Annotated in this window: 1 protein-coding gene (cut by both window edges); it reads right to left on the minus strand. The window is 61.7% G+C overall.

The whole window is internal to a LamG-like jellyroll fold domain-containing protein gene (locus J3R75_RS05275) on the minus strand: the coding sequence, 50,967 nt in all, runs 21,422 nt past the left edge and 13,897 nt past the right edge, and what appears here is coding positions 13,898-29,545 (codon 4,633, partial, through codon 9,849, partial); the first complete codon in reading order (the gene reads right to left) occupies positions 15,644-15,646. Both the start codon and the stop codon lie outside the window.

The raw sequence follows: 15,648 nt of genomic DNA on the forward strand, positions 1-15,648 counted from the left end.
CGCGGAACTGCGCAATCTGCGCTGCCGTCCGCGCCTGCGACCAGAGCCGCAGGTCATCCAGATGCCAAGCGCCAGCAGCGGGGCCGCTCAGCACGAGGTTGGTGCCCACGCTTGCAGGCATGCTGCCCTGGGCATTGACACTGGTCACGCGGGCTTCTTCTGCACCGGCGACCGTCCACGGCGTCAAACTCAGAGTCAGGGACGACTGCGCGCCGGCACTGTATACCGCCGCAACATGCGACCAGGCAGGCGCAGCGATCGTACCGGCCAGAGCAACGTGGCTCGTGACCTTGTCCGCACCCACCGCAAAGCTCAGCTTGCCATCGGCAGCAACCGACAACTCGTAGTGCGGCAGCGCACTCGTCGCCGCAGCCTTACGCACAATCGTGCCGCTCTGGCCAGTCGTGTAGCGGAACCAGAACTCGACCGTGAAAGAGCCGGTGAAAGCCACGGCGTCCGTGTCGTTATCATCGGGGCTATACACCAGCATGGCGCCAGCGGGTAGCACGACGCACTGCGGCGCATCCTGCACCGGGCTGCGGCTGTCACGCGGATTCGTACCCGCAATGGCCTCGGCACCGTCGAGCTCGCCATCATCATCCGTGTCCGGATTGGCCGGGTGCGTGCCCAACGCCTGCTCCTGAGCGTTGGTCAGGGCGTCGCCGTCGTAGTCTTCGTCGGCATCACTCGTGGCATCGCCGTCGCTGTCGGCCAGGATCGGGCTGGTGCCGGACAGGTACTCGTAGTACTCGCAGAGGCCGTCTTTGTCGCTGTCGAGATATTCCGCACCGGCGGCCAGCAAGGCGCCGAAATGCAGCATTTCCCAATCATCAGCAATGCGGTTGTTATTCATGTCGCGAACTTCCATGTCGCGCACGTCGGTGGAGAAGTCGACCTTTGCGGTGTCATTCAACCAGCCAGCCTGTTCGAGAGCCGGGATAGCGAAGCCAGCCATGAGTTCGGCGCTGGCCTTGATATCCTCGGCGCTGTAGCTGCCAGCAACACCGGCCGTCGCCGTACCGAAGTCATCAAAGCTCGAGTACAGAACCAATGCCGCATTCGCGATCATATCGGTAACAGCCGCATCGCGATTGTCAGCGATCTGCTCGGCACTACGTGCACTGTTCCAGATGCGCAGTTCATCGACATGGCCGACAAAACCACCGCCGAGAACCAGGTCGGTGCCAGCGGCGTCAGGCATGACGCTACCAAAGGTCTGCACCGTCATCTCGCTGTCCTGAACATTAGCCTGCGCATCCACATAGTAGAGACGCAAGGTTATGGAACCGGCGGCAGCGTCGTAAACAGCCGCCACCTGCGCCCAAGTCAGAGCCGGTATTGCCACTGCGCTACTGACGCGGTTGGCACCCATCCAGAACACCACCTTGCCAGCAACCATCTCGGCCTTGAAAAGCGGCTGCGCGCCGGTCTTCACCGCCTTCTTGACCAAGACCTGGCCATTGGCATTGTCGGCCGCCGCCTTCAGCCAGAATTCCAACGTGAAGGAGCCGGCAAAGGCCAGCTTGTCAGCAACCTGAGCTTCAGGCTGGTAGGTGACCGTGCCATCAACAGCCTTGAATTCCATACTGTAGGTCGCGACGCTCGTACGGCTCAGGCTGGAGCGCGGATTCGTGCCCGCCGCCACTTCGACACCATCGGTCTCGCCGTCGTCATCCGTATCCGGATTGTTCGGGTAGGTACCAGCCAACTGCTCGTCGAGATTCGTCAAGAGGTCGCCGTCGAAGTCGCCGTTCGGGCCGACCGTGTTGTCGTTCGGGTCGGTCGCGCTCAGGAACTCATAGAGGTTGTTCAGGCCGTCGCCATCGGCGTCGGCGAACTCTTCGCCAGCAGCGAGCAGGCGCTCGAAGTTCGCCTGTTCCCAGCTGTCCAGGATGTTGTTCTCGTTGGCGTCGTCAACCCGGTCGTTGACCGTGAACACACCGAGAGTGATGTCGCCGTTGGTTTCCGGATCGCGATAGGTCTTGCCCGTCATCAGGAAGGTCAAGGCGCCATTGCGGTTTTCGGCCGTCGCACCCAGGTCGTCGAAGTCGGCCGTCAGGACCGCCGTCGCGCCACTGGAAACAACCACGTCGTCAATGCCGAAGGCGCCGGTAGAGCCCAGCACGATGTCGGCCGTCGCAGCCGGCAGATCGGCCGCGAACATTGAACCGGTCGTCACGAAGTCGACATAGACGTCGTTAGCCAGTTCGTCGTAGCTCACCGTCAGGGTCAGGGCCGCGCCAACGCGCTCGGCCGTCACCTGGTACCACCCCGCGCCAGGCAGAGCGTCACTGGCAAGCTGATACTGGCCGATCGAGAAGACCACTTTGCCACCCACGAGCGCGACATTGAACTGGTCGAGGCCCACCGTGGTGGAGGCGCGGCTCACGAAGGTCGCGTCAGCGAGGTTGTCCAGGCGAGCCCAGAAGCTCACACTGAAGTCACCCGCAAGCACGATCTCCGCACCCGGGAAGGTCACCGTGTCAGCGGCGGCAAGCGCCATGTAGTGGTTGACGATGTTGTCAGCACTCGACAGCGGGTTGCGACCCGCAGTCACTTCGGCAAAGTCGTTCTGGCCGTCGTCATCCGTGTCAACTTCCGTCGGGTCCGTACCCGCAAGCTGTTCCTGCAGGTTCGTCAGGCCGTCGAGGTCGAAGTCGCCGTTCGGGCCGACCGTGTTGTCGTTCGGGTCGGTCGCGCTCAGGAACTCATAGAGGTTGTTCAGGCCGTCGCCATCGGCGTCGGCGAACTCTTCGCCAGCAGCGAGCAAGCGCTCGAAGTTCGCCTGTTCCCAGCTGTCCAGGATGTTGTTCTCGTTGGCGTCGTCAACCCGGTCGTTGACCGTGAACACACCGAGAGTGATGTCGCCGTTGGTTTCCGGATCGCGATAGGTCTTGCCCGTCATCAGGAAGGTCAAGGCGCCATTGCGGTTTTCGGCCGTCGCGCCCAGGTCGTCGAAGTCGGCCGTCAGGACCGCCGTCGCGCCACTGGAAACAACCACGTCGTCAATGCCGAAGGCGCCGGTAGAGCCCAGCACGATGTCGGCCGTCGCAGCCGGCAGATCGGCCGCGAACATTGAACCGGTCGTCACGAAGTCGACATAGACGTCGTTAGCCAGTTCGTCGTAGCTCACCGTCAGGGTCAGGGCCGCGCCAACGCGCTCGGCCGTCACCTGGTACCACCCCGCGCCAGGCAGAGCGTCGCTGGCAAGCTGATACTGCCCGATCGAGAAGACCACTTTGCCACCCACGAGCGCGACATTGAACTGGTCGAGGCCCACCGTGGTGGAGGCGCGGCTCACGAAGGTCGCGTCAGCGAGGTTGTCCAGGCGAGCCCAGAAGCTCACACTGAAGTCACCCGCAAGCACGATCTCCGCACCCGGGAAGGTCACCGTGTCAGCGGCGGCAAGCGCCATGTAGTGGTTGACGATGTTGTCAGCACTCGACAGCGGGTTGCGACCAGCCGTCACTTCGGCAAAGTCGTTCTGGCCGTCGTCATCCGTGTCAACTTCCGTCGGGTCCGTACCCGCAAGCTGTTCCTGCAGGTTCGTCAGGCCGTCGAGGTCGAGGTCGCCGTTCGGGCCGACCGTGTTGTCGTTCGGGTCGGTCGTGCTCAGGAACTCATAGAGGTTGTTCAGGCCGTCGCCATCGGCGTCGGCGAACTCTTCGCCAGCAGCGAGCAGGCGCTCGAAGTTCGCCTGTTCCCAGCTGTCCAAGATGTTGTTCTCGTTGGCGTCGTCCACGCGGTCGTTAACCAGGAAGCCCTGGTGCGTAAGAGGCTTGACCAAGTCATGGGCTTCGCTGAAGGCGCCGTTGGTTTCCGGATCGCGGAAGTTCTTGCCCGTCATGAGCGAGATCAAAGCGCCATTGCGGTTCTCGGCTTCAAGGCCGAGGTCGTCAAAGTTGGCGTTGATGAGCGGGGTGGTCACGACGGTAGTCGTCGTCACGGGCTGGTTGTTGACGATGGTCGTCGTCGTGACCGTGCGCGTCGCGGCCAACGTGAACGCGTCGATGCCGAAGGCGACTGCGCCGCCAATGACGACGTCAGCCGTCGATGCCGGCAGATCGGCCACCGCGAAGGCGGTCGTCGTCGTCTCGGACACGACCACGTCGTTGCCAAGCTCGTCGTAGCTCACCGTCAGGGACAACGCGCCGTTGTTCAAAGCGGCATTGACCTGGAACCAGGTGAACGTTTCAACCGGATTGGCAACGATCGCGGCGCTCGTCACGCTCTTGGCGCCAACCGTGAACACCACTTCGCGGTCGCCGGTCAGGGCGATCTTGAACTGGCTGCCAGCCGTAGCAGCGGCGCGCTCGACCAGCGTGGTCGCAGCGCCGAAGGACGCGTTGTCCAAGCGAGCCCAGAAGCTCACCGTGAAGTCTTCGGCAATGGCGAAATCAGCGCCGGGGAAGCTCACGGTATTGGCGGCCAAAAGCGCGAAGTAGTGGTCAACCACGTTGTCCACGCTCAATAGCGGATCGCGATCGGCATCGACCTCGGCCTTGTCATTCATGCCGTCGTCGTCCGTGTCAACTTCCGTCGGGTCCGTACCATAGAGCTGCTCGTAGTAGTTCGTCAAGAGGTCGCCGTCGAAGTCGCCGTTCGGGCCAAAGGCCGCGTCGTTCGGGTCGGTCGTGCTCAGGAACTCATAGAGGTTGTTCAGGCCGTCGCCATCGGCGTCGGCAAACTCTTCGCCAGCAGCGAGCAGGCGCTCGAAGTTCGCCTGTTCCCAGCTGTCCAGGATGTTGTTCTCGTTGGCGTCGTCAACCCGGTCGTTGACCGTGAACACACCGAGAGTGATGTCGCCGTTGGTTTCCGGATCGCGATAGGTCTTGCCCGTCATCAGGAAGGTCAAGGCGCCATTGCGGTTTTCGGCCGTCGCACCCAGGTCGTCGAAGTCGGCCGTCAGGACCGCCGTCGCGCCACTGGAAACAACCACGTCGTCAATGCCGAAGGCGCCGGTAGAGCCCAGCACGATGTCGGCCGTCGCAGCCGGTAGATCGGCCGCGAACATTGAACCGGTCGTCACGAAGTCGACATAGACGTCGTTAGCCAGTTCGTCGTAGCTCACCGTCAGGGTCAGGGCCGCGCCAACGCGCTCGGCCGTCACCTGGTACCACCCCGCGCCAGGCAGAGCGTCACTGGCAAGCTGATACTGGCCGATCGAGAAGACCACTTTGCCACCCACGAGCGCGACATTGAACTGGTCGAGGCCCACCGTGGTGGAGGCGCGGCTCACGAAGGTCGCGTCAGCGAGGTTGTCCAGGCGAGCCCAGAAGCTCACACTGAAGTCACCCGCAAGCACGATCTCCGCACCCGGGAAGGTCACCGTGTCAGCGGCGGCAAGCGCCATGTAGTGGTTGACGATGTTGTCAGCACTCGACAGCGGGTTGCGACCAGCCGTCACTTCGGCAAAGTCGTTCTGGCCGTCGTCATCCGTGTCAACTTCCGTCGGGTCCGTACCCGCAAGCTGTTCCTGCAGGTTCGTCAGGCCGTCGAGGTCGAAGTCGCCGTTCGGGCCGACCGTGTTGTCGTTCGGGTCGGTCGCGCTCAGGAACTCATAGAGGTTGTTCAACCCGTCCGCATCGGCGTCGGCGAACTCTTCGCCAGCAGCGAGCAGGCGCTCGAAGTTCGCCTGTTCCCAGCTGTCCAGGATGTTGTTCTCGTTGGCGTCGTCAACCCGGTCGTTGACCGTGAACACACCGAGAGTGATGTCGCCGTTGGTTTCCGGATCGCGATAGGTCTTGCCCGTCATCAGGAAGGTCAAGGCGCCATTGCGGTTTTCGGCCGTCGCGCCCAGGTCGTCGAAGTCGGCCGTCAGGACCGCCGTCGCGCCACTGGAAACAACCACGTCGTCAATGCCGAAGGCGCCGGTAGAGCCCAGCACGATGTCGGCCGTCGCAGCCGGCAGATCGGCCGCGAACATTGAACCGGTCGTCACGAAGTCGACATAGACGTCGTTAGCCAGTTCGTCGTAGCTCACCGTCAGGGTCAGGGCCGCGCCAACGCGCTCGGCCGTCACCTGGTACCACCCCGCGCCAGGCAGAGCGTCACTGGCAAGCTGATACTGGCCGATCGAGAAGACCACTTTGCCACCCACGAGCGCGACATTGAACTGGTCGAGGCCCACCGTGGTGGAGGCGCGGCTCACGAAGGTCGCGTCAGCGAGGTTGTCCAGGCGAGCCCAGAAGCTCACACTGAAGTCACCCGCAAGCACGATCTCCGCACCCGGGAAGGTCACCGTGTCAGCGGCGGCAAGCGCCATGTAGTGGTTGACGATGTTGTCAGCACTCGACAGCGGGTTGCGACCAGCCGTCACTTCGGCAAAGTCGTTCTGGCCGTCGTCATCCGTGTCAACTTCCGTCGGGTCCGTACCCGCAAGCTGTTCCTGCAGGTTCGTCAGGCCGTCGAGGTCGAAGTCGCCGTTCGGGCCAAAGGCCGCGTCGTTCGGGTCGGTCGCGCTCAGGAACTCATAGAGGTTGTTCAACCCGTCGCCATCCGCATCGGCGAACTCTTCGCCAGCAGCGAGCAGGCGCTCGAAGTTCGCCTGTTCCCAGCTGTCCAGGATGTTGTTCTCGTTGGCGTCGTCAACCCGGTCGTTGACCGTGAACACACCGAGAGTGATGTCGCCGTTGGTTTCCGGATCGCGATAGGTCTTGCCCGTCATCAGGAAGGTCAAGGCGCCATTGCGGTTTTCGGCCGTCGCGCCCAGGTCGTCGAAGTCGGCCGTCAGGACCGCCGTCGCGCCACTGGAAACAACCACGTCGTCAATGCCGAAGGCGCCGGTAGAGCCCAGCACGATGTCGGCCGTCGCAGCCGGCAGATCGGCCGCGAACATTGAACCGGTCGTCACGAAGTCGACATAGACGTCGTTAGCCAGTTCGTCGTAGCTCACCGTCAGGGTCAGGGCCGCGCCAACGCGCTCGGCCGTCACCTGGTACCACCCCGCGCCAGGCAGAGCGTCACTGGCAAGCTGATACTGGCCGATCGAGAAGACCACTTTGCCACCCACGAGCGCGACATTGAACTGGTCGAGGCCCACCGTGGTGGAGGCGCGGCTCACGAAGGTCGCGTCAGCGAGGTTGTCCAGGCGAGCCCAGAAGCTCACACTGAAGTCACCCGCAAGCACGATCTCCGCACCCGGGAAGGTCACCGTGTCAGCGGCGGCAAGCGCCATGTAGTGGTTGACGATGTTGTCAGCACTCGACAGCGGGTTGCGACCAGCCGTCACTTCGGCAAAGTCGTTCTGGCCGTCGTCATCCGTGTCAACTTCCGTCGGGTCCGTACCCGCAAGCTGTTCCTGCAGGTTCGTCAGGCCGTCGAGGTCGAGGTCGCCGTTCGGGCCGACCGTGTTGTCGTTCGGGTCGGTCGTGCTCAGGAACTCATAGAGGTTGTTCAGGCCGTCGCCATCGGCGTCGGCGAACTCTTCGCCAGCAGCGAGCAGGCGCTCGAAGTTCGCCTGTTCCCAGCTGTCCAAGATGTTGTTCTCGTTGGCGTCGTCCACGCGGTCGTTAACCAGGAAGCCCTGGTGCGTAAGAGGCTTGACCAAGTCATGGGCTTCGCTGAAGGCGCCGTTGGTTTCCGGATCGCGGAAGTTCTTGCCCGTCATGAGCGAGATCAAAGCGCCATTGCGGTTCTCGGCTTCAAGGCCGAGGTCGTCAAAGTTGGCGTTGATGAGCGGGGTGGTCACGACGGTAGTCGTCGTCACGGGCTGGTTGTTGACGATGGTCGTCGTCGTGACCGTGCGCGTCGCGGCCAACGTGAACGCGTCGATGCCGAAGGCGACTGCGCCGCCAATGACGACGTCAGCCGTCGATGCCGGCAGATCGGCCACCGCGAAGGCGGTCGTCGTCGTCTCGGACACGACCACGTCGTTGCCAAGCTCGTCGTAGCTCACCGTCAGGGACAACGCGCCGTTGTTCAAAGCGGCATTGACCTGGAACCAGGTGAACGTTTCAACCGGATTGGCAACGATCGCGGCGCTCGTCACGCTCTTGGCGCCAACCGTGAACACCACTTCGCGGTCGCCGGTCAGGGCGATCTTGAACTGGCTGCCAGCCGTAGCAGCGGCGCGCTCGACCAGCGTGGTCGCAGCGCCGAAGGACGCGTTGTCCAAGCGAGCCCAGAAGCTCACCGTGAAGTCTTCGGCAATGGCGAAATCAGCGCCGGGGAAGCTCACGGTATTGGCGGCCAAAAGCGCGAAGTAGTGGTCAACCACGTTGTCCACGCTCAATAGCGGATCGCGATCGGCATCGACCTCGGCCTTGTCATTCATGCCGTCGTCGTCCGTGTCAACTTCCGTCGGGTCCGTACCATAGAGCTGCTCGTAGTAGTTCGTCAAGAGGTCGCCGTCGAAGTCGCCGTTCGGGCCAAAGGCCGCGTCGTTCGGGTCGGTCGTGCTCAGGAACTCATAGAGGTTGTTCAGGCCGTCGCCATCGGCGTCGGCAAACTCTTCGCCAGCAGCGAGCAGGCGCTCGAAGTTCGCCTGTTCCCAGCTGTCCAGGATGTTGTTCTCGTTGGCGTCGTCAACCCGGTCGTTGACCGTGAACACACCGAGAGTGATGTCGCCGTTGGTTTCCGGATCGCGATAGGTCTTGCCCGTCATCAGGAAGGTCAAGGCGCCATTGCGGTTTTCGGCCGTCGCACCCAGGTCGTCGAAGTCGGCCGTCAGGACCGCCGTCGCGCCACTGGAAACAACCACGTCGTCAATGCCGAAGGCGCCGGTAGAGCCCAGCACGATGTCGGCCGTCGCAGCCGGCAGATCGGCCGCGAACATTGAACCGGTCGTCACGAAGTCGACATAGACGTCGTTAGCCAGTTCGTCGTAGCTCACCGTCAGGGTCAGGGCCGCGCCAACGCGCTCGGCCGTCACCTGGTACCACCCCGCGCCAGGCAGAGCGTCACTGGCAAGCTGATACTGGCCGATCGAGAAGACCACTTTGCCACCCACGAGCGCGACATTGAACTGGTCGAGGCCCACCGTGGTGGAGGCGCGGCTCACGAAGGTCGCGTCAGCGAGGTTGTCCAGGCGAGCCCAGAAGCTCACACTGAAGTCACCCGCAAGCACGATCTCCGCACCCGGGAAGGTCACCGTGTCAGCGGCGGCAAGCGCCATGTAGTGGTTGACGATGTTGTCAGCACTCGACAGCGGGTTGCGACCCGCAGTCACTTCGGCAAAGTCGTTCTGGCCGTCGTCATCCGTGTCAACTTCCGTCGGGTCCGTACCCGCAAGCTGTTCCTGCAGGTTCGTCAGGCCGTCGAGGTCGAAGTCGCCGTTCGGGCCGACCGTGTTGTCGTTCGGGTCGGTCGCGCTCAGGAACTCATAGAGGTTGTTCAACCCGTCCGCATCGGCGTCGGCGAACTCTTCGCCAGCAGCGAGCAGGCGCTCGAAATTGGCCTGTTCCCAGCTGTCCAGGATGTTGTTCTCGTTGGCGTCGTCAACCCGGTCGTTGACCGTGAACACACCGAGAGTGATGTCGCCGTTGGTTTCCGGATCGCGATAGGTCTTGCCCGTCATCAGGAAGGTCAAGGCGCCATTGCGGTTTTCGGCCGTCGCACCCAGGTCGTCGAAGTCCGCCGTCAGGACCGCGGAGGCGCCAAGCGTCACAACCACATCGTCGATGCCGAAAGCCCCCGTCGCACCCAGCACGATGTCCGCTTTCGAAGTCAGCAGATCGGCCGCGAACATCGATCCGGTCGTCACGAAGTCGACATAGACATCGTTACCCAGCTCGTCGTAGCTCACCGTCAGGGTCAGGGCCGAGCCAACGCGCTCAGCAGTCACCTGGTACCACCCGGCCGACGGCAGAGCGTCGCTGGAAAGCTGATAGGCACCCACCGAGAAGACCACCTTGCCGCCAGAGAGCGCCACCTTGAACTGGTCAAGGCCCACCGTGGTGGAGGCGCGGCTCACGAAGGTCGCGTCAGCGAGGTTGTCCAGGCGAGCCCAGAAGCTCACACTGAAGTCACCCGCAAGCACGATCTCCGCACCCGGGAAGGTCACCGTGTCAGCGGCGGCAAGCGCCATGTAGTGGTTGACGATGTTGTCAGCACTCGACAGCGGGTTGCGACCAGCCGTCACTTCGGCAAAGTCGTTCTGGCCGTCGTCATCCGTGTCAACTTCCGTCGGGTCCGTACCCGCAAGCTGTTCCTGCAGGTTCGTCAGGCCGTCGAGGTCGAAGTCGCCGTTCGGGCCAAAGGCCGCGTCGTTCGGGTCAGTCGTGCTCAGGAACTCATAGAGGTTGTTCAGGCCGTCGCCATCGGCGTCGGCAAACTCTTCGCCAGCAGCGAGCAGGCGACCGAAGTTCGTCTGTTCCCAGCTGTCCAGAATGTCGTTCGCGTTGGCGTCGTCAACCCGGTCGTTCGGGGTGAACCAGACATGTTTGAACGGATCAGCGACCGTGCCGGAACCACCGACATTGGCCACGCTCGGCGTGCCAGCGCTTTCCGGATCACGATAGGTCATGCCCGTCATCAGGGAAATCAAAGCGCCGGCTTTGTTTTCGAAGGTCGCCCCAAGGTCATCAAAGTCACTGGAGACCAACTGCGTACCAGCAACGGTCAAAGTCAGATCGTCAAGGCCAAAGCGTATCCCATTGCCAGAATTGCCGATCACAACATCCTTGCCCGTCGAGGCCGGAATGCTGCCGGCATTGTACGGCGTCGTAAAGACATGGTCGGTATAGACGTCATTGCCAAGAGCATCGTCCGAAACCGTCAGAGAGAGGGCATTGCCGGCAAGAGACGCCTGCACCCGGAACCAGGTGTGGGTCAACTCGGGATGTTCGACAACCGCAGTACTGGTCACACTGGTTGTGCCTACCGTGAATTTAACTTCACCGGCAGCAGTCAGTTCAACCGTGAACTGGAAACCCGAAACGTCCGCAGCGCGTTCCAGTAATACAGCGGCACCGCCGCCCAAATCGGTGTTGGCAACACGCGCCCAGAAGCTCAAACTGAAATTCCCGCTGACAACCAGGTCGCGGCCCGAATAACTCACCGTGCGATCGGCGACCGGGAACGAAAGGTAGTGGTTCACGATGTTGTCGTCGCTGGAAAGCGGATCGCGGCCATTGGCCACTTCCTCGCCATCCTTCACACCATCATCGTCCGTGTCGGCAACCGTCGGGTCCGTCCCATAGAGCTGCTCGTAGTAGTTCGTCAAGAGGTCACCGTCGAAGTCGCCGTTCGGGCCGACCGTTGCGTCCTTCGGGTCGGTCTGGCTCAGGAACTCATAGAGGTTGTTCAGGCCATCCGCGTCCTCGTCGGCGAACTCTTCGCCGGCAGCCAGCAGGCGACCAAAGTTGTCCTGTTCCCAGGTATCAACGATGCCGTTGCTGTTGGCGTCATCCACGCGGTCGTTCAGGATGAACCAGACATGTTTGAACGGATCAGCGACCGTGCCGGAACCACCGACATTGGCCACGCTCGGCGTGCCAGCGCTTTCCGGATCACGATAGGTCATGCCCGTCATCAGGGAGGTCAGAGCGCCGGCTTTGTTTTCGAAGGTCGCCCCAAGGTCATCAAAGTCGATGGAAATCAACTGCGTACCAGCAACGGTCAAAGTCAGATCATCAAGACCAATCTGAATACCATTGCCAGAATTGCCGATCACAACATCCTTGCCCGTCGAGGCCGGAATGCTGCCGGCATTATACGGCATCGTAAAGACATGGTCGGTATAGACGTCATTGCCAAGAGCATCGTCCGAAACCGTCAGAGAGAGGGCATTGCCGGCAAGAGACGCCTGCACCCGGAACCAGGTGTAGGTCAACTCGGGATGTTCTACGACCGCAGCACTGGTCACGCTGGTCGTGCCTACCGTGAAGATGACCTTGCCATCAGCAGTCAGTTCAACCTTGAACTGGCTCCCGGAAATATCCGCGGAACGCTCTAACAAAACCGCAGCAGTCGAACCAAGGTTCGTATTCGACACACGCGCCCAGAAGCTCACACTGAAATTCCCGTTGATGACCAGGTCGCTGCCAGGATAACGCACTGTACGTGCCGCAGGCATGCGCAGATAATGGTTCACGATGTTGTCGTCGCTGGAAAGCGGATCGCGGCCATTGGCCACTTCCTCGCCATCCTTCACACCATCATCGTCCGTGTCGGCAACCGTCGGGTCCGTCCCATAGAGCTGCTCGTAGTAGTTCGTCAAGAGGTCACCGTCGAAGTCGCCGTTCGGGCCAAAGGCCGCGTCGTTCGGGTCGGTCTGGCTCAGGAACTCATAGAGGTTGTTCAGGCCATCCGCGTCCTCGTCGGCGAACTCTTCGCCGGCAGCCAGCAGGCGACCAAAGTTGTCCTGTTCCCAGGTATCAACGATGCCGTTGCTGTTGGCGTCATCCACGCGGTCGTTCAGGATGAACCAGACATGTTTGAACGGATCAGCGACCGTGCCGGAACCACCGACATTGGCCACGCTCGGCGTGCCAGCGCTTTCCGGATCACGATAGGTCATGCCCGTCATCAGGGAGGTCAGAGCGCCGGCTTTGTTTTCGAAGGTCGCCCCAAGGTCATCAAAGTCGATGGAAATCAACTGCGTACCAGCAACGGTCAAAGTCAGATCATCAAGACCAATCTGAATACCATTGCCAGAATTGCCGATCACAACATCCTTGCCCGTCGAGGCCGGAATGCTGCCGGCATTATACGGCATCGTAAAGACATGGTCGGTATAGACGTCATTGCCAAGAGCATCGTCCGAAACCGTCAGAGAGAGGGCATTGCCGGCAAGAGACGCCTGCACCCGGAACCAGGTGTAGGTCAACTCGGGATGTTCTACGACCGCAGCACTGGTCACGCTGGTCGTGCCTACCGTGAAGATGACCTTGCCATCAGCAGTCAGTTCAACCTTGAACTGGCTCCCGGAAATATCCGCGGAACGCTCTAACAAAACCGCAGCAGTCGAACCAAGGTTCGTATTCGACACACGCGCCCAGAAGCTTACGCTGAAATTCCCGTTGATGACCAGGTCGCTGCCAGGATAAGTCAAGGTACGGAGAGGAGGCATGCGCAGATAATGGTTCACGATGTTGTCATCGCTCGACAACGGATCGCGGCCTGCGGAAACTTCCTCGCCATCGGTCACGCCATCATCGTCGGTGTCCTTCACACTCGCATCCGTTCCGTAAAGCTGCTCATAGTAGTTAGACAGCCCGTCGGAGTCGGCATCGAGCACCGCATGATCTTCAGCTGTCTTGGGATTGCTGTCAACCAGGTATTCGTACAGGTTGTTCAGGCCATCTTCGTCGGCGTCCTCAAACTCCTCGCCGGAAGCAAGCAGGCGACCAAAGTTGTCCTGTTCCCAGCTGTCAACAATGCCGTTCTCATTGGCATCGTCCACGCGGTCATTGACCATGAAGCCCTGATGCGTGAGAAGCGCGGGCACGGTCACGGCCAGCGCCTCGCTGAACAGGCCGTTGGATTCCGGATCGCGGTAGGTCTTGCCCGCCATCAGCGAGATCAGAGCGCCATTGCGGTTTTCGGCCGCCAGGCCCAGGTCGTCGAAGGTGGCGTTGACCAAGGGCGTGGTCACGACGGTCGTCGTGGTCACGGGCTGGTTGTTGACGATGGTCGTCGTCGTGACCGTGCGCGTCGCGGCCAACGTGAACGCGTCGATGCCGAAGGCGACTGCGCCGCCAATGACGACGTCAGCCGTCGATGCCGGCAGATCGGCCACCGCGAAGGCGGTCGTCGTCGTCTCGGACACGACCACGTCGTTGCCCAGCTCGTCATAGCTGACGGTCAGGGTCATGGCGCCGTTATTCAGAGCGGCATTGACCTGGAACCAGGTGAACGTCTCGACCGGATTCACAACGATCGCTGCGATCGTCACGCTCTTGGCGCCAACCGTGAAGACCACTTCGCGATCGGCAGTCAAGGCGACCTTGAACTGGCTGCCGGCGATATCGGCGGCGCGCTCGACCAGCGTCAGGGCGGCGCCGAAGTCCGTGTTGTCCAAGCGGGCCCAGAAGTTCATGTTGAAGTTGCCGGTGATGGCCAGCGCCTCGCCAGGGAAGATCACGGTATTGTTGGCGATCACCTTGAAGTAGTGGTCAACCACATTGTCGTCGCTCGACAGCGGATCGCGGTCGAGATCGACCTCCTGCCGGTCCGTCAGCCCATCGTCGTCCGTATCGCGTTCACGGGGATCGGTGCCAAAGAGCTGCTCGTAGTAGTTGCTGAGTAGATCGCCATCCTTGTCGCCGTCGGGGCCATCAGCGGCATCGCGGGGATTAGTGCCCGAGAGATACTCGTAGAGGTTGTTGAGGCCATCGGCGTCGGCGTCGGCGAGGGCGTCGGCGGGATTGGCGGGATCGAGACCGTACTGGCGTTCCCACCAGTCGGGCATGAGGTCGCCATCGCTGTCGATGTCGCTCACCGGGGCTTCGCTGGTAGCGGCGACGGTAGCTGCGCCCTTGAGTGTGGCGGCGTTGATCCAGGCATTGGCGGTATTGCCGGCAAACTGCCAGCCGGTCAGCCAGTCTTGCGGCTTGGCGAAGTTCTCGACTTTACCCTTCGCGGCGGCGTCGTACACGTCATCGAAGCGGAACCAGCCGACGAGGCCGGCGCGGTCGTTGGCGGCCAGCTCGGTGTTGTAGTTCAGCTGGATGTCGGTCGCGCTGCGGACGGCATTCCACATGCGCAGTTCGAATACAGAGCCGATCATGCCCTTGCCGATGTAGGCAGCGGGTGCGGCATCCACGACAGTGCGCGGAGCGGCGACCAAGCTAACGCCGGGGGCGTAAACCAGGGCATTCTCGCCATTGATGTAGAAGGCGACGCTGTTGGGCTGGCCGGCGGCGGCGGGGCCGAAGGCCACGGCGACGTGCGTCCAGGTCTCACCGTCCATAGCCGGAATGGCCAGCGCCGACGTGACGGGCTTCTCGTTGCCAAGCTGATCGTGATAGGTCAGGCTGAGTTTGCCAGAATCCAGAAGCTCGAACTTGTAGTTGAAGAGGCCGGCGCCTACTTCGCGGGCGACGATGCTGCCCTGCCCCGCCGCTTTTGGTTTGATCCACGCTTCCAGGGTGAAGGCCGTGAAGGCGTAGTCCAGATGCATAGGCAGCTCGACGTAGTCTGCGGCGCCAGTCAGCACCAGTTCGCGGGCGATCAGCGGGCTGCGACTGTCAGCCGGGTCGCTGCCATCGTCAAATTCGTTGCGGTCCAGTTTGCCGTCCCAGTCGGTGTCGGCGGCGGCATCGTCGACCGGGATGGCACCCAGACGTGCAGCGGTGGCATTGTCCATCGGGAACGCCAAGAACTTCTCCGCACCGTCGGCGACGCCGTTGCTGTCCGTATCGTCGTTGTTGGGATTGTTGCCTGTGAGGTATTCGTACCAGTTGCTGAGGCCATCGTTGTCCCAGTCGTCATCTTTCATGTTGTTGTAATTCAGGAAATTGCTGTATTCGACAATAAAGCTGTCGGCATCGCGATAGGCGCCGTTACTGCCGGAGTAAATGGTGTTGCCGTCAACGGAATCATTCCAGAAGCCAACCACCAAATTGGGATTTTGCTTGCCTTCGCCGACCAGCAGGACGTAGTCTTCGGAGGCATGCTGCGTACCGCCCCAGAAACCGTCATTGGGCTCGGCAGTCCGGCCCTGGGACCAGTTGCTGTAGCCGGAGGAGGCGAGCGGTGTGCCAT

This window comes from Oligosphaera ethanolica (genome assembly GCF_030814695.1).
Lineage (GTDB): Bacteria > Verrucomicrobiota > Lentisphaeria > Oligosphaerales > Oligosphaeraceae > Oligosphaera > Oligosphaera ethanolica.